21 protein-coding genes and 3 tRNA genes are annotated in these 18,110 nt (G+C 58.9%); 8 read left to right on the forward strand and 16 right to left on the reverse strand.

Annotated elements, in window-relative coordinates; all coding sequences use genetic code 11:
• Positions 1 to 81 precede the first annotated feature (81 nt).
• Positions 82 to 756 carry a hypothetical protein gene (locus tag ACR0A2_RS08490; protein ID WP_480834729.1) on the reverse strand — a complete coding sequence of 225 codons (675 nt, stop codon included), beginning with the start codon at positions 754 to 756 and terminating at the stop codon, positions 82 to 84.
• 151 nt (positions 757 to 907) lie between these two features.
• Positions 908 to 991, reverse strand: a tRNA-Tyr gene (locus ACR0A2_RS08495).
• A gap of 116 nt (positions 992 to 1,107) precedes the next feature.
• On the opposite strand from ACR0A2_RS08495, the gene rlmB reads away from it, so the two are divergent.
• The 4 genes from rlmB to ACR0A2_RS08515 all read left to right on the forward strand — a co-directional run bounded on the left by rlmB (position 1,108) and on the right by ACR0A2_RS08515 (position 3,399).
• The gene (gene rlmB / locus ACR0A2_RS08500) at positions 1,108 to 1,878 is read left to right on the forward strand and encodes a 23S rRNA (guanosine(2251)-2'-O)-methyltransferase RlmB (protein ID WP_170343685.1); all 771 of its coding nucleotides are present in this window, start codon (positions 1,108 to 1,110) and stop codon (positions 1,876 to 1,878) included.
• Positions 1,862 to 2,176: a hypothetical protein gene (locus ACR0A2_RS08505; protein WP_253283489.1), complete on the forward strand. Its 315-nt coding sequence runs from the start codon at positions 1,862 to 1,864 to the stop codon at positions 2,174 to 2,176. Before rlmB ends, ACR0A2_RS08505 begins: the two co-directional genes overlap by 17 nt.
• A gap of 97 nt (positions 2,177 to 2,273) precedes the next feature.
• A complete protein-coding gene (locus ACR0A2_RS08510) occupies positions 2,274 to 2,732 on the forward strand; it encodes a YHS domain-containing (seleno)protein (protein ID WP_480834730.1) in 459 nt (152 codons plus the stop codon).
• A gap of 196 nt (positions 2,733 to 2,928) precedes the next feature.
• Positions 2,929 to 3,399: a CoA-binding protein gene (locus tag ACR0A2_RS08515; protein ID WP_152458690.1), complete on the forward strand. Its 471-nt coding sequence runs from the start codon at positions 2,929 to 2,931 to the stop codon at positions 3,397 to 3,399.
• Here the strand turns inward: ACR0A2_RS08515 and ACR0A2_RS08520 are convergent.
• The 4 genes from ACR0A2_RS08520 to ACR0A2_RS08535 form a co-directional block, all read right to left on the reverse strand.
• Entirely contained in the window at positions 3,396 to 3,968 is a 573-nt protein-coding gene (locus ACR0A2_RS08520) for a hypothetical protein (RefSeq protein ID WP_480834731.1), read from the reverse strand. The genes ACR0A2_RS08515 and ACR0A2_RS08520 overlap by 4 nt on opposite strands.
• Before the next feature lie 69 nt (positions 3,969 to 4,037).
• Positions 4,038 to 4,355 (reverse strand): phosphoribosyl-ATP diphosphatase, encoded by a 318-nt coding sequence (locus ACR0A2_RS08525; protein WP_480834732.1) that lies wholly within the window; start codon positions 4,353 to 4,355, stop codon positions 4,038 to 4,040.
• Positions 4,352 to 5,113 (reverse strand): imidazole glycerol phosphate synthase subunit HisF, encoded by a 762-nt coding sequence (hisF, locus tag ACR0A2_RS08530; protein ID WP_152458687.1) that lies wholly within the window; start codon positions 5,111 to 5,113, stop codon positions 4,352 to 4,354. The genes ACR0A2_RS08525 and hisF overlap by 4 nt, the downstream gene beginning before the upstream one ends.
• Positions 5,114 to 5,220: 107 nt before the next feature.
• Positions 5,221 to 7,443 (reverse strand): fused MFS/spermidine synthase, encoded by a 2,223-nt coding sequence (locus tag ACR0A2_RS08535; protein ID WP_480834733.1) that lies wholly within the window; start codon positions 7,441 to 7,443, stop codon positions 5,221 to 5,223.
• A 226-nt stretch (positions 7,444 to 7,669) separates the two neighbouring features.
• Between ACR0A2_RS08535 and ACR0A2_RS08540 the strand changes: the two genes are divergently transcribed.
• The gene (locus ACR0A2_RS08540; protein ID WP_480834734.1) at positions 7,670 to 8,116 is read left to right on the forward strand and encodes a DUF302 domain-containing protein; all 447 of its coding nucleotides are present in this window, start codon (positions 7,670 to 7,672) and stop codon (positions 8,114 to 8,116) included.
• 11 nt (positions 8,117 to 8,127) lie between these two features.
• On the opposite strand, the gene ACR0A2_RS08545 is transcribed toward ACR0A2_RS08540, so the two are convergent.
• Both ACR0A2_RS08545 and hisA read right to left on the reverse strand, forming a co-directional pair.
• Positions 8,128 to 8,592, reverse strand: coding sequence for a DUF2867 domain-containing protein (locus ACR0A2_RS08545; protein ID WP_480834735.1), 465 nt, complete (start codon positions 8,590 to 8,592; stop codon positions 8,128 to 8,130).
• A 4-nt stretch (positions 8,593 to 8,596) separates the two neighbouring features.
• Positions 8,597 to 9,319, reverse strand: a complete 723-nt coding sequence (gene hisA / locus ACR0A2_RS08550; protein ID WP_480445764.1) for a 1-(5-phosphoribosyl)-5-[(5-phosphoribosylamino)methylideneamino]imidazole-4-carboxamide isomerase — start codon at positions 9,317 to 9,319, stop codon at positions 8,597 to 8,599.
• Positions 9,320 to 9,453: 134 nt separating this feature from the next.
• Here hisA and ACR0A2_RS08555 point away from each other — a divergent pair, with 134 nt between their 5' ends.
• Entirely contained in the window at positions 9,454 to 9,855 is a 402-nt protein-coding gene (locus ACR0A2_RS08555; RefSeq protein ID WP_152458683.1) for a DUF2147 domain-containing protein, read from the forward strand.
• Positions 9,856 to 9,858: 3 nt separating this feature from the next.
• Here the strand turns inward: ACR0A2_RS08555 and hisH are convergent, their stop codons facing one another.
• Positions 9,859 to 10,497, reverse strand: a complete 639-nt coding sequence (gene hisH, locus ACR0A2_RS08560; RefSeq protein ID WP_480617961.1) for an imidazole glycerol phosphate synthase subunit HisH — start codon at positions 10,495 to 10,497, stop codon at positions 9,859 to 9,861.
• Positions 10,498 to 11,085, reverse strand: a complete 588-nt coding sequence (gene hisB, locus ACR0A2_RS08565) for an imidazoleglycerol-phosphate dehydratase HisB (RefSeq protein WP_480834736.1) — start codon at positions 11,083 to 11,085, stop codon at positions 10,498 to 10,500.
• Positions 11,086 to 11,239: 154 nt separating this feature from the next.
• Here hisB and ACR0A2_RS08570 point away from each other — a divergent pair, with 154 nt between their 5' ends.
• Positions 11,240 to 11,479, forward strand: a complete 240-nt coding sequence (locus ACR0A2_RS08570) for an Lrp/AsnC family transcriptional regulator (RefSeq protein ID WP_170384414.1) — start codon at positions 11,240 to 11,242, stop codon at positions 11,477 to 11,479.
• On the opposite strand, the gene ACR0A2_RS08575 is transcribed toward ACR0A2_RS08570, so the two are convergent.
• The 3 genes from ACR0A2_RS08575 to ACR0A2_RS08585 form a co-directional block, all read right to left on the reverse strand.
• Positions 11,476 to 12,336, reverse strand: a complete 861-nt coding sequence (locus ACR0A2_RS08575; RefSeq protein WP_480834737.1) for a GNAT family N-acetyltransferase — start codon at positions 12,334 to 12,336, stop codon at positions 11,476 to 11,478. The genes ACR0A2_RS08570 and ACR0A2_RS08575 overlap by 4 nt on opposite strands.
• Positions 12,337 to 12,417: 81 nt before the next feature.
• Positions 12,418 to 12,492 (reverse strand) — tRNA-Gly (locus ACR0A2_RS08580).
• A gap of 33 nt (positions 12,493 to 12,525) precedes the next feature.
• Positions 12,526 to 12,600 (reverse strand) — tRNA-Gly (locus ACR0A2_RS08585).
• 150 nt (positions 12,601 to 12,750) lie between these two features.
• On the opposite strand from ACR0A2_RS08585, the gene ACR0A2_RS08590 reads away from it, so the two are divergent.
• Positions 12,751 to 12,903 (forward strand): hypothetical protein, encoded by a 153-nt coding sequence (locus ACR0A2_RS08590; protein WP_171114892.1) that lies wholly within the window; start codon positions 12,751 to 12,753, stop codon positions 12,901 to 12,903.
• Between the two features lie 15 nt (positions 12,904 to 12,918).
• On the opposite strand, the gene ACR0A2_RS08595 is transcribed toward ACR0A2_RS08590, so the two are convergent.
• The 3 genes from ACR0A2_RS08595 to ACR0A2_RS08605 form a co-directional block, all read right to left on the reverse strand.
• Positions 12,919 to 13,302 (reverse strand): MAPEG family protein, encoded by a 384-nt coding sequence (locus ACR0A2_RS08595; protein ID WP_152458679.1) that lies wholly within the window; start codon positions 13,300 to 13,302, stop codon positions 12,919 to 12,921.
• 79 nt (positions 13,303 to 13,381) lie between these two features.
• Positions 13,382 to 16,819, reverse strand: coding sequence for a pyruvate carboxylase (locus tag ACR0A2_RS08600; protein ID WP_480834738.1), 3,438 nt, complete (start codon positions 16,817 to 16,819; stop codon positions 13,382 to 13,384).
• 160 nt (positions 16,820 to 16,979) lie between these two features.
• Positions 16,980 to 18,101 (reverse strand): alpha-hydroxy acid oxidase, encoded by a 1,122-nt coding sequence (locus tag ACR0A2_RS08605; protein ID WP_480834739.1) that lies wholly within the window; start codon positions 18,099 to 18,101, stop codon positions 16,980 to 16,982.
• Positions 18,102 to 18,110 lie beyond the last annotated feature (9 nt).

An 18,110-nucleotide genomic window follows, 5' to 3' on the forward strand; every position in this document is an offset into this window, starting at 1 on the left:
AAACTTCCAAACTCTTGGTTAAGAGACAAAATGCGGCGCTGAAAAACAAATCAGCGCCACTTTTTTTAATGTTGGGTGCACTTAGGTTGTCTTAAGCCTGCGGTACCCGAACAGGCCCAGAACGGCACCGAACAAAAGCAGCCCGCTTGCGGGCAGGGGGACCGGTGCAACCTGCAAATTATCCACGTTGAATTCGCCACACCATTGGTCGCACCAAACGGTGTTCGACCCAAGGCCAAAGGGGAATTTGACCGCGTTGGGGACGTTCAGCGTGATCAACAGTTGATCAATGGCCGTGAACCCACTGGAGAAACCAAAAGTGTTCAAAGCCGAAGGTCCGAACGTCTGCGTCGCAACTGTGGCACCGTTCAGAAGCCCCGAAAATGTCAGGGTTGGAACTGTCGCAGTACCCGCCTTGAGCCACTGGTTGTAGGCCTGCGTTCCAAGTGCGGGTGCAGGGCCGGATCCGGTCTTGAACACACGCGACAATCCTGACAGATCCACGGATTGTGCCGTAAACTTCGTCCCGTTTACGGCCTGCACCACCGTTGACAGCACACCGTTGTCGTCGTGCAAGTTGATCTGATTTCCAAAGTTGTAGACGGGTGCATAGTCAAAAGTGAAACCTTGGCTGGTTCCTTGAAACGTTGTCAGCCCGCTTTGAGGATCATTCGGAAAGTTATTGTCAAATGTAATAGTCAGCGCATTCGCTGCGCCCGCGACACAAACGGCAAGCGCCGCCAAAAGCAGTCTCATAACAAGTCCCTCGCAAATACGTGAACAGACTAGCGGGCGATGCCCGGTTTCGCAACTTTTACGAGTCTTTGTAGCCGTCATTGCGCATAAGCATGCACGTAAGCACGCGCGGGCAATGCAATCTGACCATCTTTGAAACCTGCTGGAAAGATGGTGGGCGACCCTGGAATCGAACCAGGCGTGCGTCTCCGCGAGGGAGTTACAGTCCCCTGCCACACCTTGCGGCCTGTCGCCCACTGTCAGGCGTTGCACCTGACGTGGAGGCGTGATTACTAGCGCACCAAAGAAGCGTCAACAGGAAAATTTCGCTTTGGCGCAGGAAACCGAACTCTTGGCCCGGAGGCCTGAAAAATGAAGAAACCCAAATGGGTCGTTGAGAAGGAACAGGCGCGTAAAGCTGCGGCTGCTGAAACCGTTTGGCTGTTCGGTCTGCATGCGGTTCGCGACGCTTTGATGAACCCCAATCGGCAGAAACTGCGCCTGATCGTAACGCGCAATGCGCGGGATAAACTGGCGGAAGCGATTGAATTCTCTGGTATCGAGCCCGAGATGGCTGATCCGCGCAAGTTTACGGCGCCCATTGATGCAGGCTCGGTGCACCAGGGGGCCGCGCTGGAGGTGAAACCACTGGACTGGGGCGGTCTGGCCGAAAATTGCATCGGTCGGGAAAACCCGCGCGTCATTCTTCTGGACCGTGTCACGGACCCGCACAATGTCGGCGCGATTCTGCGCTCGGCCGAGGTTCTGGGTGCCAGTGCCGTCATCGGCACGCGCCACCATTCCGCGCCCGAGACCGGGGCACTGGCAAAAACCGCCAGCGGCGCGCTGGAGCGTCAGCCTTACCTGCGGATGCGCAACCTTGCCGACACAATTGTTGAACTACAGAATATGGGATTTCTGGTCCTTGGGCTGGACGGAGAAGCAGACGTGACGATCGAAGGCGCGCTGAGCGACGGTCGGGACCGCCCCGTCGCACTTGTTCTGGGGGCGGAAGGCCCGGGATTGCGCCAAAAGACGAAGGAAACCGTGGATCAATTGGTGAAAATTGACGCAGCCGGGGGATTCGGATCGCTGAATGTCTCAAATGCGGCGGCAATCGCCTTATATGCATCCCGGCCCTGACAAAAAGGAGAGCGTTATTTCCGGTCCATCCAAAATTGCGACCTGCTGCTACTGCGGGACCCGGGCTGCGCTGGTCCTGAGGGGCAAAGAACGGCACGAGCTGAGCTGTTCCAGTTGTGGCGCACCTTTGCATGATCTGAAGATGCTACCCAAGCGGAAGGCTGCGCCTGCCAAAACGGTGCGATCTGCGGTCTCTCATGCCCCTCCGCGGAAGACCAAGCGAAAAAAGAAGAAAAAGAGCATGTTCTCGCGCGTGTTCGATGAAGCCTGGGATGTGATCGAAGACATTTTCGATTGACCGTTTTTGGGTGAAGATCGTTCACATCCACGTCAACAGGGGTTCCGCATGCAGCAAAAAATTGCATCTTGATACCCCAGTGATTTCAGATTCTGACATGGCAATGCTGACCCGACGTTCCACACTTGGCGCGCTGTGCGCTTTTTTTCTGGCGCCTTCCACGTATGCGCAGGAAAGGCCCGTTTACTACACCACCGAAGGGGTGGCGTTGGCCGGGTATGATGCCGTGTCCTTTTTCGACGGTTCTACGCCGATCATGGGCATGCCCGAGAATTCCGTGATGTGGAAAGGGGCGCGGTGGCATTTCACCTCGCAGGAAAACCGCGAGCTGTTCGAAAGCAATCCCCGTGCTTTCGCACCGCAGTTCGGCGGGTATTGTTCATATGCGATGGCGATGGGAGTTCTGAAGAGCTCGGACCCCAAGGCCTGGAAGGTCGTGGATGGTCGTCTGTACCTGACGCACTCGATCGAGATCGAAGAAATCTGGCAGCAGGATCAGGCAGAATACATTGAGTTGGCTGAAGAAAACTGGCCGGCAATCCTCAATCGGGAATGAGTGGGAATCAGCTAATTGTGAAGAGTCATCACAAAAATGCGCTGCCCCTCTTTTTTTTACCAAATATATGCCTAAATGTCACAATGACCGCGGAATGGAACTGCCGCGGGTCATTTCACTGTCCCTCGTTCCAACAACTGGCGCCCAAGGCTTCTTGGGCGCTTTTTTCTTTTTGGAACCCTGCTAAGGATAGGGTATGCCAGACTATTCCGATCAGCAGCTGAGAGCTATTCTGCAACGCACCAAGACCGTTGCCGTTGTCGGAGTGTCCATGAACCCGGTGCGGCCCAGCTATTACGTCGCCCGCTACCTGTCGCTGAAAGGGTTCAACGTGATCCCGGTCAATCCGGGCCATGCCGGGAAAGACCTGTTTGGCCAAAGGGTACGCGGCAGCCTTTCGGAGATATCCGAACCCGTGGACATGGTAGACATCTTCCGACGGTCCGAATCCGTGCCGCCCATTGTGGACGAAGCGTTGGAGGTGTTCCCGTCCCTCGGAACGATCTGGATGCAAATCGGGGTTGAACACCCTGAAGCGGCAGCCAAGGCCAAGGCCCGCGGTGTGGACGTCGTGATGAACCGCTGTCCGAAGATCGAGTATCAGCGCCTGTTTGGCGAGCTACGCATGGGTGGGTTTTCCACCGGGATCATCTCGTCCAAGCTTTAGGGCGTTGCTGGCTGATAGGGTTTCAGGCGGGCAACCTGTTCCTGTCGTCGTTTTTCCAGCACCACGTCCCGAGGGACCCACTCATATCGGGTATCCTCGACCAGAGGTGACCAGAACAACACCCCGCCATAGCGCCACGGGTCCAGCACGACGCCCTCATAGAGCGATTCTCCCTTGCGACTGATAATCGCGGTGCTGTGGTCGATCCTCAGCGGATTGTCGGCGTTGGCGATGGCGCGGTGCAATTCCAGCGTCTGGAAGTTTTCCTGTTTCAGACGACGCTCGATATCCTCGGCCCAATGCCAGCACAGACCACGCGGGCGCAATCCCTTGTTGACCTTCGCATTGTGGATCAGCGGCGGGTCGGTGATCTGGTATTCGTCCACCAGTTGCGCGGTATAGGAATAGGCGACTTGCGCTGCCCGGCGGGCTTCTTCCGGATCGATATCCGGGCCAAGACGCTGAATCTCGGCTGTCAGGCGTTGTACCTCATCCCCGGTCGAGGGGGGAGGCGCCGCACATGCCGCAACGATGGCAAGCGTTGCCACAAGCATCAAAATTCGGATCATGTCGCGCCCTCGGCCTGCCATTCTGACGCCCGAGTATAGCGGGCGTTGCGGCGGCGCGGAACCCGGCCGTTACCCTTTGGGGCGGGCGGCCTTTTCAGCAATGCCGCTGATGCCCTGACGGCGCGCAAGTTCGGCCAGAACATCCTCCAGCGCCACTTCTCGGGCGGCCAGCATGACCAGCAGGTGATACAGCACGTCTGCTGCTTCGGCGGTCAGCTTGGCCTGATCGCCCTTCGTGGCTTCGATGATGGCTTCGATGGCTTCTTCACCAAATTTCTCGGCGCATTTCTCGGGACCCTTTGCAAGCAGCTTGGCTGTCCAGCTTGAATCGGGGTCAGCCCCTTTACGCGCCTCAATCGTTTCAGCAAGGTCGTGCAGAATGCTCATGTCAGCCTCATCGGAATGCCAGCGGCGGCCATATGCTCTTTGGCTTCGCGGATCGTGTATTCTCCGAAATGGAAGATCGAGGCTGCAAGCACCGCACTTGCGCCACCTTGGGTGACGCCTTCGACCAGATGATCCAGATTGCCGACACCGCCGCTTGCGATTACGGGCACGTCCACTGCATCGGAAATCGCTCGGGTCAGGGGCAGGTTGAAGCCAGCCTTGGTGCCGTCGCGGTCCATCGAGGTCAGCAGGATTTCTCCGGCGCCTTTGGCGACAACGGTTTTTGCGAATTCGACCGCATCAATACCTGTTGGCTTGCGGCCGCCATGCGTGAAAATCTCCCACTTTCCGGGGCTGACCGTCTTGGCGTCGATGGCGCAGACGATGCACTGGCTGCCGAATTGATCTGCTGATTCCGCGATCACGTCGGGATTGGCAACGGCTGCCGAGTTGAAGCTGACCTTGTCTGCCCCCGCCAGCAACAGGGCGCGGACATCATCCTTGGTGCGAACCCCGCCGCCGACTGTCAGAGGTACAAAGCACTGCTCGGCCGTGCGCTGTACCACATCGAACATGGTGCCGCGGTTTTCGTGGGTTGCGTGGATATCCAGAAAACAGATTTCGTCCGCGCCTGCGGCGTCATACGCCTTGGCCGATTCCACGGGATCGCCCGCATCGCGCAGACCGACAAAATTCACGCCTTTGACCACGCGGCCATCGGCAACATCAAGGCAAGGAATAATCCGGGTTTTCAGCATCTGATCGTCCTTCGTTGCCGGACCTTTACCGACAAAGCGCCGCCGATGCCACAGACGTTTTGCCGCCCATGGCCCTGGTAGCATGGGCCATGGGCGGAGCGGGGGGCTTAGTGATCCCGGTTCTTCAGCAGCTTCAGTGCCGAAAGCAGGTTTGCCTTGTCATCGGTCCATGGCAGCGCACCGTCGGTTTCGACGATTTGCCAGTTTCCATCCTGCGCAAAACTCTCAATTCGGGATTTGTCGGGGCTCAGGATCACAACGCTGCTGGTGGCGGCTCCGGTTTCAACCTGCTCTTCACCCACGGCCAGCCGCTGATGCGCAGCGGTCAGGTTCAGGCTGTCGGCAATTCGGGCCAAAGGCTGGACCAAATCGTAGAACCGGTTTGTGATGTGGAACACCAAAACCCCATCATCGGCCAGGCGGCTGGTATACATCTCTACCGCCTCGCGTGTGATCAAGTGAAGCGGAATCGCGTCCGAGCTGTACGCATCCAAAACCAGGATATCGAAGGCAAAAGGCTTTTGCTTCAGAACGATTCGGGCGTCACCCAGATGGGTTTCGGAATCGGGCGTGCATTCCGACAGATAGGTGAACAGCGAAGGGTCGCGTGCGATCTGGTCAACGGTCGCGTCGATCTCGAAGAAGTCCCAGTTTTGCGCAGGCTGCCGATAGCAGGCCAGTGCACCTGTTCCAAGACCTACAATTCCGATGCTGTCGGATTGCTTGCCGAAGTCCGACGTGATGACCTGCGCCATCGGTCCTTCGGGGTGATAATAGGACAGCGGAGTGGGTCGAGTGCCATATTCGGATTCGCGTTGCCAGCCATGCACCGTGGTGCCGTTCTTGTAGACACGGTAGCCCTCGCTTGAATACACCGAATGCACGCCGAAAAAGCTGCGATCTTCGAACACCGGATTGTTCTTTACCGCAAATGCGGGCAGCAGAACGACGGTAAGAACCACGGGGATACGCATGGCCTGTGCCCGGAACAGGTACAGCACCGCGAATATCAGCGCGAACAGGGCACCTGCACGCGGGATGTCCGCGCTCAGCGCCGCGACGCCGCGTGTCGCACCTGCGATGACGAGGATGAAAACACTTGCCGCGATGCCCATGATGACATGGCGAAGGGCAAATCCCGGCGCGCGGACAAGAAACAATCCTCCGGCCAGGATCATGGTGATTGGCGCCTCCAACTCACGCGTGAAGGCAATCGGCGCAACGATCGAGTTGAACAGCCCGCCAATTGCTCCACCCACGGAAAGGGCGATGTAGAACACGGTCAATTGCTCGGCGGATGGGCGCATGTCGTACAGCAGGCGGTGCGCAAAAAGGGCGATGATGAACAACACCGGGACATAGAGCAGAATAACCACCGGCGCGTCATGCTCGCTGACCACCTTGGACACCAGTACGACACCCGCCGCCAGCGCCGCCAGCATGGGCAGGTTCAAGGCGTCAAGCGTCAGGTGTTTCCATTTGGCAAACGCGATGATGAAGGACAGGATATAGACCGCCAGCGGAACAACCCAGATCAACGGGAGAGCACCCAGATCCGTGCTGACCCGCGTTGTGAAGGACAGCATCAAGGAAGAGGGGATGAAAGCGACGAACACCCAGACAGCGATCTGCCGCAGGGTCGGGAAACTGGCCTTGAGCGCCGTTTGGGCCGACGGCTTCGTGTGCCGTGATCCCCGCAAGGCGATCATGCCACTGCCAAGCAAAAGCGCGCCGAACAGCACGAAGCCGACCAGCCAGGCACGGCTGATCTCGGCCGCGCCAAAAAATGGATCCGCAACCAGGGGGAAGGCCAACAACGCCAGCAAGGATCCGACATTGCTGGCGCTGTAAAGGAAATACGGATCATCCGCCGAAGGCCCGCCCGACCTGGCGTACCAGGCCTGCAACAGGGGCGCATTTGCCGACAATACTGCAAAGGGTACACCCACACCCACGGCGAACAGGCCAAGCGTTTGCAGCGCGGTCGAGGTCGAGGCGTCATAGCTCCAGCTTTCGCTGGTGGACAGCGGCAGGAAAGTCAGCGCCGCCACCCAAAAGGCAAAATGGGTGATGATCTGCCAGCGCAAAGGCAGAAACTTGGTCAACAGGTGCGCGTAAACATACCCGAGTATCAGCACCACTTGGAAAAACAGCATTGCGGTCGTCCAGACCGCCGGGGCACCGCCGATCTTGGGAAGAACCAGTTTGGCAAAAAGCGGCTGGACAAAGAACAGCAGACTGGCGCTCGTGAAAATCGCCGCGCAGAAGATCGCAATGGTTGCCGATCCGATTCTGGACGTCTTGGGAACGTCTAGGTTGGAAATACTCACGTTTGCCACCCGGGTTGTTGTGTTTGACGAAGGGGGTAAGCGGAGATTCCGCCCGAATTATGGCTCAACACAGTAAAATGTTTGGCTTCTGGCCGGATTGTTCTCGAAAGCAAGGTTAAAATGGGCGTCTTCAATTCTGGCAAAGCTTTGCTGATGCCAGACTTGTGATTGTCAGATTTTCAAAACCTGTGAGAATTGGAGTGAATATTACGGAAGGAATACCGATATGCGTAGCTTGATACTTGCTTCAGTTTTTTCGCTCGGAGGGGCATTGGCCGCCATGGCTGACGACATCATCAAAGTTCAAACGAACAAATCCGTAGCCGAGGCGCTGGATGCGCTGGAAGCGGCGGTTGGCAACGCAGGGGCCACCGTCTTCGCCCGCATCGACCACGCGGCCGGGGCGGAAAAGGTCGGCACGCCCATCCCGGCCAATCAAGTGCTGATTTTCGGCAATCCTGCGCTGGGCACGCCGGCCATGCAGATCGATCCGCGTGCAGGGTTGTTCCTGCCGCTCAAGGTGCAGGCGTATGAGGATGGGAACGGTCAGGTCTGGTTGGCCTATGAAGACCCCAAGGAAACGATGGACGAGCTGGATGACGTCGAAAAGTCACCTGTAGTCGAGAAGATGCGCGGTGCGCTCGCCAAGTTGACCGCTGCGGCCGCGGGTTAAGACCTTTTGGGTCATGTGCTTGCGCTTTTCACACGCGCAAGCGCGTTTCGCGCGATCAGGATGTGAAATGGCAGGATCGCAGCCAGGTAGAGGCGCCCGCCAAGGTTATGGCGTCGGACCCACGTGGCCAGCGAGATTCGGCCGTTTTCCGACAGGACGGAAACCCGGAAATCCAGGTGGCGATCGTTGAATCCTGCGATCACCTCGGTCCTGTCATCATGTTCGACCGGGAAGATCCCTAGCTTGTCGCCAGCATCCGGGCCGGTCGTGCTGAGGCCAAACGGTGTCACCAGCAGGCCGCGCAGCCGAACCAGTGCCATCGCCCATCCGGGGAACGCGGTAATGATTTCCGCGGCCCGGCGCGGCGGCAGATTGGACTCAACACTGAAGCAGTCCAGAAAGTCGCCGGTTTTGAACCGTTCGTTCAGCAGGCTGTGCGCGGACAGTTCGGAGCGCTTTACCGGCGAATGAAACATAAGGCTATCCTCTGAGCGTGGTCAGAGCCTCTTTCAGATCAATCGCCCCATCATAAAGCGCGCGGCCGGAAATGGCACCGTTCAAAGCTGCGCCACAATCGCGCAGGGCGATCAGATCGGCGATCGAAGACACGCCGCCAGATGCGATGACCGGAATATCGACTGATTTGGCAAGCTCTGCGGTGGCCTCGACATTGGGGCCCTGCATCGCGCCGTCCCGGTTGATGTCGGTGTATATGATCGCGGCGACGCCCGCGTCTTCGAAGCTGCGGGCCAGATCGGTTACCTGAACGTCGGTTTCTTCGGCCCAACCTTTGGTGGCAACCAGACCGTTGCGCGCGTCGATGCCCACGGCGACCTTGCCGGGAAAGGCTTTGGCCGCTTCGCGCACCAGATCGGGGTTCTCGACCGCGACCGTGCCCAGAATCACGCGGGCCAGACCTTTGTCGATCCAGGTCTCGATAGTGGCCATGTCGCGGATGCCGCCACCCAATTGCACGGGCACGTCGCAGGCTTTCAGAATCGCTTCGACCGGGGCGGCGTTGACCGGCTCACCTGCAAAAGCGCCGTTCAGATCGACCAGATGCAGCCACTCGCACCCGGCCTCGACAAAGGCGCGGGCCTGCGCGGCGGGGTCTTCGTTGAACACGGTGGCCTTGTCCATTTCACCACGCAGCAGGCGCACGGCATTGCCGTCTTTGAGGTCGATGGCGGGGTAGAGGATCATGTCGGGCGGCCCTATATCTGTGTTGCACGCGCGGGATATCGCACAGGCGGGGCAGGGGATGCAACGCGACGCTGGGTCATTCTTGCCCGCAGCTGGCTGCCGGGTCAGACTGCCATCAAAACAGGGAGACAATCATGAAGAAATTTACGTTTGCAGCGGGTTTGATGTTTCTTGCGACCAGCGCGATGGCTGCGGATCCCGTCGACGGTCTGTGGAAGACTGCACCCGGTGATACCGGCGGCTATCTGCACGTGACGATTTCCGGATGCGGCAGTGCGATCTGCGGAACCATCGACAGCGCCTTTGATGCGGATGGCAACGAGCAGCTGGAATATGAAAACCTGGGCAAGCAGATCATTTGGGACATGGTGCCCGATGGCGGCGGAAGCTATGACAGCGGCAAGATCTGGGCACCGGACCGGGACAAAACCTACAATTCTAAAATGTCACTGGACGGCCAGAACAAACTGACCGTCAAGGGATGCGTGGCGGGCGGTCTGATCTGTCGCGGTCAAACCTGGACGCGTGTTCAGTAAGCCTCAGGGTTTCCAGGTCAGGAAGTTGCCCAGCATGCGCAGGCCGACGTCTTGGCTTTTCTCGGGGTGAAACTGCATTCCAACCATCGTGTCACGGCCAATCACGGCCGTGACCTCCTGCCCGTAGTCCACATAAGCCAATCGCTGTGCCGGGTCGGACACCCGGAAATGGTACGAGTGGACGAAATAGGTGTGATCGCCGGTTTTCACCCCGTCGAACACCGGGTGATCGCTGTCCAGAACAAGATCGTTCCAGCCCATATGCGGCACTTTCAGCGATGTGTCTGACGGTTCGATCCTGACGACATCGCCGGCAATCCAGCCCAGACCATCCGTTTCGCTGTATTCATGGCCTTTGGTTGCCATCAACTGCATGCCCACACAGATGCCCAGAAACGGGCGGCCTTTCTGTTCGACCGCCTCGACCATCGCGTCATAGATGCCCTTGTGCCCACGCAATTCGGCAGCGCATGCCGGAAACGCCCCGTCGCCGGGCAGAACCAAGCGATCGGCGCGTGCCACAACATCCGCGTCCGAGGTGACGACAACCTCACCGGCGCCGACCTCTTGCGCCATGCGCTGAAACGCTTTTTCCGCCGAGTGCAGGTTGCCGCTTTCGTAGTCGATAATGGCGGTCAGCATTTACAACGCGCCTTTGGTCGACGGAATCGCGTCTGCCTTGCGCGGATCGGTTTCAACGGCGTCGCGTAGCGCGCGCGCGACGGCCTTGAAGGCGGACTCGGCGATGTGGTGGCTGTTGAAACCGTGCAACTGGTCGATATGCAGCGTGATGCCGCCATGGGTGCTGAGCGCCTGAAAGAACTCGCGCACAAGTTCTGTGTCGAACGCACCGATTTTCTGCGTCGGCAGATCCACATTCCAGATCAGATAGGGGCGGCCCGACAGGTCCAGCGCACAGCGCACCTGAGCATCATCCATCGGCAGGTGGCATTCTCCGTACCGCCGGATCCCTTTCTTGTCGCCCAGAGCCTGCGTCAAAGCCTGCCCCAGCGCGATGCCGGTATCTTCGACCGTGTGGTGATCATCAATGTGGTAATCGCCCTTGGCGCGGATCGTCATGTCGATCAGAGAATGGCGCGCCAGTTGATCCAGCATGTGATCAAAAAAGCCAACTCCGGTCTGGTTGTCATACATGCCGGTGCCATCCAGATTGATCTCGACCGAAATTTCGGTTTCGGCAGTCTGGCGGCTGATCTTTGCGCTGCGCATGGGCGAATTCCTTTTGCTACAGGCGCGCTTATAGACGGGGAAGGTCGGGGTTTTCCAGACCGCGCGTTGCGATCGCTGCAAACTGTTGCAGGGGATTGCACCCGGCTTGGCCCCGTGTCAGCTTGCAAGCAACACGAACCGATAGGGTCAAACCATGTCCACCTGCGTTTTCATCCAGATCCGTTGCAAGCCCGGAACCACCTACAAGGTCGCCGAGGAAATCGCCCTGCGCGAAATCCACTCTGAACTGTATTCCACCAGCGGTGAATATGATCTGCTGCTCAAGCTCTACATCCCAGAATCCGAGGATGTCGGCCATTTCATCAACGAACATCTGCTGGTGATTCCCAATATTGAACGCTCGCTGACCACAATGACGTTCAAGGCGTTTTAACCCAGTTCGAATGAGGTGACGCCAAAGACACGGCTCAGATCGATATCCGGCGCGCGGCCGGAATACATCCGGGCCGTTTCAAACACCTTTTCCAACCCGAGCTTTGCGGCCAGCGCAAACGCGGCCGTGTTGGGCAAAGGCATGTCGATGAAAACGGCGTCCTGTGAATGTTGGGGTGGCACGGTTTCCAGCAAACCGGCCAGCAGGGCTTCGGCGATGCTCTCGCGATCTGCAAAAAGCGGCCCGATCTTGTACCCTGTCCGGCAGGGGCGCAACGTTGCGTACCCCTTGATCTGACCATCCTCGGAATACACGCGGGACATATGGCCCGGCGCGCTGATCCAGCCCTGCAAGAACGCGTCGCGGCGGGCCGGAAAAAGGTGCCGGTCGTAGGCGAACAAAGCCTTGGACGCCGCCGTCAGGGGCTCAACGCCGGTTGATGGGGTCAGAGCCTGCTGCAACTTCTGCACGGTCGCCGTGAAACGATAGTTGTTATAGGCGAAAGAAAACCCCGAGCTGCGGTAGTTGTGTTGCTGGTCGACGACCCCATCCAGGCCGATATTGCCCGCTTTGCAGTTTTCCAAGGCGTGCTGCCAGATTTTCAGCCCATGGCCCGATCCGCGAAACGCGGGCCGGACGATGTAGAAGCCAAGGAACGCAAACGCGTCATCATACTGAACGACCGAGATGGAAGCGATCATTTCGCCATCCAGGAATCCCCCGAGAAACCCGCGAGTATCCGTGCCGTGGAAGCAACGAGCATCGTGATGCCCCGGGTTCCACCCTTCGCGCCCGGCCCAATCAACGGCCTTTTGGACCTCGTCAACGGTAAGAGGGCGGATGACGTAATCAGACATGGGTGAATCCTGCGTTGGGCAATGCAACCAGAATGACGCAATGTCTTGTGAAGAGCCAGCATGTCTGGAGAGTTTGGTATCTGGAGCGGGCGAGGCGATTCGAACGCCCGACCCTAACCTTGGCAAGGTTATGCTCTACCCCTGAGCTACGCCCGCATCAGATACAAACTTGGTCCGAAGACCTCTCAATGGAGCGGGCGAGGCGATTCGAACGCCCGACCCTAACCTTGGCAAGGTTATGCTCTACCCCTGAGCTACGCCCGCGCCGTTGAGTGAGGAGGGATTTATAAATTCCCACGCGGGGCTGCAAGCGGAAAAACACAAAAAAGAGGAAAAATATTTCGACGGAACTGGGCATCCGGCCCGTTCAATCTCAAACACGGATCAAAAAAGGACACAGGCAGAGGGGCTTTCATGATTTCTGTTGCAGACATGAAGATAATGGCGCTGGCCGCAATGATCTTGCTGGTCACCGCGATGCCGAAATCGGACGATCACGAACACGGTCAGATCACGCCCGTTTTGTCGAAAGCGCCCCATGTGATGATTACGGATCTGACGGGATAACACCCGCCAACCGAGCTACAGCGCCAGAATCAGGTTGGCGATGGCCGCAACCAGAATGGCCAGGAACGTCAGGCTCATGCCAGCCTGCCGCAGGATGACGATCTGGGGCGTGCGCCCGAATCCGTAAGCGTGCAGCAGACGCCCGGCCAGCAACATCAAACCCAGTATATGCACAAGCAACCCTCCGGCGCCCTGTAATTCCACCATGGCGATCAGCAAAAGGGCGATAGGGGCGTATTCGGCGCAATTGGAATGTGTCCGTATCGCCTTGATCATCAATTTGCTGCCCCCATCCCCGACCGAGATTTTGTCGCTGCGGCGCTGAAGGATCACTTTGACGCTGAGTGCCACATAAAGAATAGCGATCAGGGCCGCATAGATCGGGGTGATAGCAAGCATGGTGGGTCTCCGTTCCAGCATAGAAAAAGGGCCGCGCGGTTTCCCGCGCGGCCCTTTGAACTGTAACCGGTTCGGCAGGTTATTCCAGCTCGACCAGAAGGTCCTTTGCGTCAATCTGGCCACCGGGCTGCACATGAACGGCCTTGACGGTCGCATCGCGCTCGGCGTGGATGCCGGTTTCCATCTTCATCGCCTCGATGGTCAGCAACATGTCGCCTTCCTTGACCTGCTGGCCCGCTGTTACGGCGACGGTGGCAACAACACCGGGCATCGGCGCACCGACATGATCCGGGTTGCCGACCTCGGCCTTGGGCCGCGCCTGCGTGGTCGAGGTGACCAACCGGTTCGGAACCCGGATCACGCGCGGTTGGCCGTTGAGTTCAAAGAACACTTTGACCTCGCCCTTTTCATCCGTTTCGCCGATGGCCTGACACCGGATTTCCAGCGTCTTGCCGGGGTCGATTTCCGCGGTGATCTCTTCGCCCGGCTCCATGCCGTAGAAGAAGGTGCGCGTTGGCAGGGTACGAACCGGGCCGTAGATCCGGTGGCGACCCATGTAGTCCAGGAACACCTTGGGATACATCAGATAGCCGTTCAGATCCTCGTCATCGACCTCTTTGCCTTCCAGCTGCTTGGACAGCTCGGCGCGGGTGGCTTCAAGATCGACCGGGGGCACGTCCTTGCCGGGTCGCTGCGTGTTGGGAACCTCGTCTTTCAGCACCTTCTTGATGATGGTCTCGGGGAAACCGCCCGGAGGCTGACCCAGATTGCCGCGCATCATGTCCACGACCGAATCGGGGAAGGCCACGTCGGTATTCGGGTCCTCGACCTGTTCACGTGTCATGTTCTGGCTGACCATCATCAGCGCCATGTCTCCAACGACCTTGGAAGACGGCGTGACCTTCACGATGTCACCGAACATCTGGTTCACGTCAGCATACATCTGGGCCACTTCGTGCCAGCGTTCTTCCAGACCCAGGCTGCGTGCCTGCGCCTTGAGGTTGGTGAACTGACCGCCCGGCATCTCGTGCAGATAGACCTCGGACGCAGGGGCCTGAAGACTGGATTCGAAGGCCGCATACTGGCCACGCACAGCCTCGAAGTAATCGCTGATTTCACGAATGGCCTTGATGTCCAGCCCGGTGTCGCGGTCGGTATGGCGCAGCGCCTCGACCACGGTGCCCAGCGTCGCCTGGCTGGTATTGCCCGAGAAGCTGTCCATCGCGCAGTCAACTGCGTCCACGCCCGCCTCGGACGCGGCCAGAATGGTGGCGCTGGCAATACCGGCGGTGTCATGGGTGTGGAAGTGTATCGGCAGCCCGACCTCTTCTTTCAGCGCACGGATCAGGATCTTGGCCGCGGCCGGTTTCAGCAGGCCCGCCATGTCCTTAAGGCCCAGAATATGCGCGCCGGCGTCGCGCAGCTCTTTCGCCATGCCGACATAATATTTCAGGTCATACTTGGCGCGATCCGGGTCAAGAATATCGCCAGTGTAACAGACGGTACCTTCGCAAATCTTGCCGCTATCGACGACCGCATCCATTGCTACACGCATGTTTTCGACCCAGTTCAGCGAGTCGAAGACACGGAACACGTCAATTCCTGTCGCCGCCTGACGCACGAACTCCTGCACCACGTTGTCAGGATAGTTCGTATAGCCCACGCCGTTTGCGCCGCGCAGCAGCATCTGGGTCATCAGGTTCGGCATCGCCTCGCGCAGGTCCCGCAGGCGCTGCCACGGGCATTCCTGCAAGAACCGATACGCCACGTCGAAAGTCGCGCCGCCCCAGCATTCGACCGAGAACAGCTGCGGCAAGTTCGCCGCATAGGAGGGAGCCACCTTGATCATGTCGATCGAGCGCATCCGGGTCGCCAGCAGAGACTGGTGCCCGTCGCGCATGGTGGTGTCGGTGATCAGCAGTTGGCGCTGTGCCTTCATCCAGTCGGCCACCGCCTGCGGGCCCTTCTGCTCCAGCAGGTTGCGGGTGCCCATCTGCGGTTCGGCCTTCAGCGCCGGAGGCCTGGCCTCTTTCAGGTCGGCGCGCGGGCGCGGGCGGTCCTTGGTTTCGGGATGCCCGTTCACGGTGATGTCCGCGATATAGGTCAGAACCTTGGTGCCGCGGTCGCGCCGCTTCTTGAAGGTGAACAGCTCGGGCGTGGTGTCGATGAACTTGGTGGTGTATTCGTTCGACAAAAAGGTCGGATGCTTGAGCAGGTTGATGACGAAATCGATGTTGGTGCTGACACCACGAATTCGGAATTCTCGCAAGGCACGGTCCATTCGGCTGATCGCTTTTTCGGGCGTCGGGGCCCAAGCGGTAACCTTGGTCAGCAGCGAGTCATAATACCGTGTGATCACACCACCCGCATAGGCCGTGCCGCCATCCAGACGAATGCCCATACCGGTTGCCGAGCGATAGGCGGTGATGCGGCCATAGTCGGGGATGAAGTTGTTCTGCGGGTCTTCCGTCGTGATCCGGGTCTGCAACGCGTGGCCGTTCAGATGCACGTCTGCCTGGCTTGCAGCGCCGGTCGCCTCTGCCAGAGGTTTGCCCTCGGCGATCAAGATCTGCGCCTGCACGATGTCGATGCCGGTGACTTCTTCGGTGACGGTGTGTTCGACCTGCACGCGGGGGTTCACTTCGATGAAGTAGAACTTGCCGGTGTCCATATCCATCAGGAACTCGACCGTGCCGGCGCATTCATAGTTCACATGAGCGCAGATACGGCGGCCAAGCTCGCAGATCTCGGCGCGCTGTTCGTCGCTCAGATACGGGGCAGGGGCGCGTTCCACGACCTTCTGGTTCCGGCGCTGGACCGAGCAGTCGCGTTCATACAGGTGATAGATTTCACCGTGCTTGTCGCCCAGGATCTGCACCTCGACGTGGCGCGCACGAATGATCATCTTTTCCAGATAACCCTCGCCGTTGCCAAATGCGGCTTCGGCCTCGCGACGGCCTTCCAGCACTTTCTCTTCCAGCTCTTCTTCCGACTGGATCGGGCGCATGCCGCGCCCGCCGCCGCCCCAGGACGCCTTGAGCATTAGCGGATAGCCGATTTCGGCGGCCTCCTTGCGGATCGCGTCCATGTCATCGCCCAGAACTTCGGTGGCAGGAATGACCGGAACGCCGGCTTCGATGGCTACGCGTCGCGCGCTGGCCTTGTCGCCAAGCGCGCGCATGGTTTCCGCCTTGGGGCCGATGAAGGTGATGCCGTTCTTGACGCAGGCATCGACGAAATCCGGGTTCTCGGACAGCAGGCCATAGCCCGGATGAATCGCGTCGGCACCACATTGCTTGGCAACACGGATGATCTCGTCGATCGAAAGATATGCGGCAACCGGCCCCATGCCTTCACCGATCTGATACGCCTCGTCCGCCTTGAACCGGTGCAGGCCCAGTTTGTCTTCTTCAGCGTAGACGGCGACGGTTCGTTTTCCCATCTCGTTTGCTGCGCGCATGACGCGGATGGCAATCTCGCCGCGGTTGGCGATCAGGATCTTGTTGAAGTCTGTCATGATAGGTCCCGGTCTTTTGTGTATGGGCGTCTTATTGGGCGGAGAATACGCGCAGGTATATCCGTTCTTCTGGGTAGAACCGGCATGTTATCGCTCGCAAACGCCCTATGATCGCAGCGCCCTTATACTTTTGCTGCGCCGCAGCATCAAATGTTTAACGTTAACTCTCAATCTGACACAGGCTTGCCAGGCCCATCTGGCCCATATTTGCATGCAGGTCCTGCCTGAGAATCTCGATGACATGTGCAGGCCCCCGCGCGCCAAGTGCCGCAAGACCATACAAAAAAGCCCGCCCGAGCATGACGAAGTCTGCGCCCAGCGACATGGCCCGCAAAATATCCAGGCCGCCTTCGACACCACTGTCGAAGATCAGGGGCAGGCGGGTTGCATCCCGGACAGAGGGCAGAACCTCGATGCTGGCCGGGGCCGCGTCAAATTGCCGACCGCCATGATTCGACACCCACAAAGCATCGACACCGACCTGTTCCAGCCTGCTCGTATCCTCTGGTCGCAGGACACCTTTCAGGACAAGCGGACCGTCCCAATGGTCGCGCAGCCATTTGACATAGTCCAGATCCGGCGAGGTTCGAAGCAGGTAACCGATATGAGCCGTGGGCGGCAGATTTCCGGGGTTTTCGATATATTTGTCCAGCGTTCGCATATGCGGCACACCGTTGCGCAGCATGCCCATCGCCCAGGCGGGTCTTTGGCCGATCTGCGCCAGAATGCGCGGGGTCAGCTTTGGCGGTTGCCGCAGGCCCGATCGTGTCTGCCTTTCCCTGCGCGATGCGACGGGAACATCCGCGGTGAGGACCAGGGTTTTGAACCCGGCTTTGCGGACCCGGTTCAGCAGGTCTTTTCGAATATCCGAATCCCGGGGCGGGTAAAGCTGGAACCAGGCATGGTCCCCAAGATGCGGTGCCATGTCTTCGGGGCTTTGGCTGGCTACGGTCGACAGGGTATAGGGAATACCCGCCTCTGCGGCCGCGCTGGCAAGCAGTTGCTCGGCGCGGGGCCAGACCAGCCCGGACATTCCGATCGGCGCGATTCCGAACGGCAGCGGATACGAAGCGTCGAGAAACGACTTTGACGTATCAAAGTTCAGCTCGCCATGCAGGATCGACGGGCAGAGGCGCACCTCATCCAGCGCCTGGCGGTTCCGGTGCAGTGTCGTTTCAATCCCGGTTCCACTGTCGATATACTCCCACACGAAATGCGGCAGACGACGGCGCGCACGGTGTTTCAGATCCGGTATGCTGGGATAGGTGCTGTGCAAGTCCATGCAGATTGA

It is taken from the genome of Ruegeria sp. H8 (assembly GCF_056532905.1).

Excerpts from the sequence above, each read along its gene's own strand:
- ACR0A2_RS08570 (WP_170384414.1), top strand. The coding sequence starts at position 11,240 with ATGTCCACCTGCGTTTTCATCCAGATCCGTTGCAAGCCCGGAACCACC.
- ACR0A2_RS08605 (WP_480834739.1), bottom strand. The coding sequence starts at position 18,101 with ATGGACTTGCACAGCACCTATCCCAGCATACCGGATCTGAAACACCGT.
- ACR0A2_RS08555 (WP_152458683.1), top strand. The coding sequence starts at position 9,454 with ATGAAGAAATTTACGTTTGCAGCGGGTTTGATGTTTCTTGCGACCAGC.
- ACR0A2_RS08515 (WP_152458690.1), top strand. The coding sequence starts at position 2,929 with ATGCCAGACTATTCCGATCAGCAGCTGAGAGCTATTCTGCAACGCACC.
- ACR0A2_RS08600 (WP_480834738.1), bottom strand. The coding sequence starts at position 16,819 with ATGACAGACTTCAACAAGATCCTGATCGCCAACCGCGGCGAGATTGCC.
- ACR0A2_RS08510 (WP_480834730.1), top strand. The coding sequence starts at position 2,274 with ATGGCAATGCTGACCCGACGTTCCACACTTGGCGCGCTGTGCGCTTTT.
- hisF (WP_152458687.1), bottom strand. The coding sequence starts at position 5,113 with ATGCTGAAAACCCGGATTATTCCTTGCCTTGATGTTGCCGATGGCCGC.
- rlmB (WP_170343685.1), top strand. The coding sequence starts at position 1,108 with ATGAAGAAACCCAAATGGGTCGTTGAGAAGGAACAGGCGCGTAAAGCT.
- ACR0A2_RS08575 (WP_480834737.1), bottom strand. The coding sequence starts at position 12,336 with ATGTCTGATTACGTCATCCGCCCTCTTACCGTTGACGAGGTCCAAAAG.
- hisB (WP_480834736.1), bottom strand. The coding sequence starts at position 11,085 with ATGCGCAGCGCAAAGATCAGCCGCCAGACTGCCGAAACCGAAATTTCG.
- ACR0A2_RS08540 (WP_480834734.1), top strand. The coding sequence starts at position 7,670 with ATGCGTAGCTTGATACTTGCTTCAGTTTTTTCGCTCGGAGGGGCATTG.
- ACR0A2_RS08505 (WP_253283489.1), top strand. The coding sequence starts at position 1,862 with ATGCATCCCGGCCCTGACAAAAAGGAGAGCGTTATTTCCGGTCCATCC.
- hisH (WP_480617961.1), bottom strand. The coding sequence starts at position 10,497 with ATGCTGACCGCCATTATCGACTACGAAAGCGGCAACCTGCACTCGGCG.
- ACR0A2_RS08520 (WP_480834731.1), bottom strand. The coding sequence starts at position 3,968 with ATGATCCGAATTTTGATGCTTGTGGCAACGCTTGCCATCGTTGCGGCA.
- ACR0A2_RS08525 (WP_480834732.1), bottom strand. The coding sequence starts at position 4,355 with ATGAGCATTCTGCACGACCTTGCTGAAACGATTGAGGCGCGTAAAGGG.
- ACR0A2_RS08590 (WP_171114892.1), top strand. The coding sequence starts at position 12,751 with ATGATTTCTGTTGCAGACATGAAGATAATGGCGCTGGCCGCAATGATC.
- ACR0A2_RS08545 (WP_480834735.1), bottom strand. The coding sequence starts at position 8,592 with ATGTTTCATTCGCCGGTAAAGCGCTCCGAACTGTCCGCGCACAGCCTG.
- ACR0A2_RS08490 (WP_480834729.1), bottom strand. The coding sequence starts at position 756 with ATGAGACTGCTTTTGGCGGCGCTTGCCGTTTGTGTCGCGGGCGCAGCG.
- ACR0A2_RS08595 (WP_152458679.1), bottom strand. The coding sequence starts at position 13,302 with ATGCTTGCTATCACCCCGATCTATGCGGCCCTGATCGCTATTCTTTAT.
- hisA (WP_480445764.1), bottom strand. The coding sequence starts at position 9,319 with ATGATCCTCTACCCCGCCATCGACCTCAAAGACGGCAATGCCGTGCGC.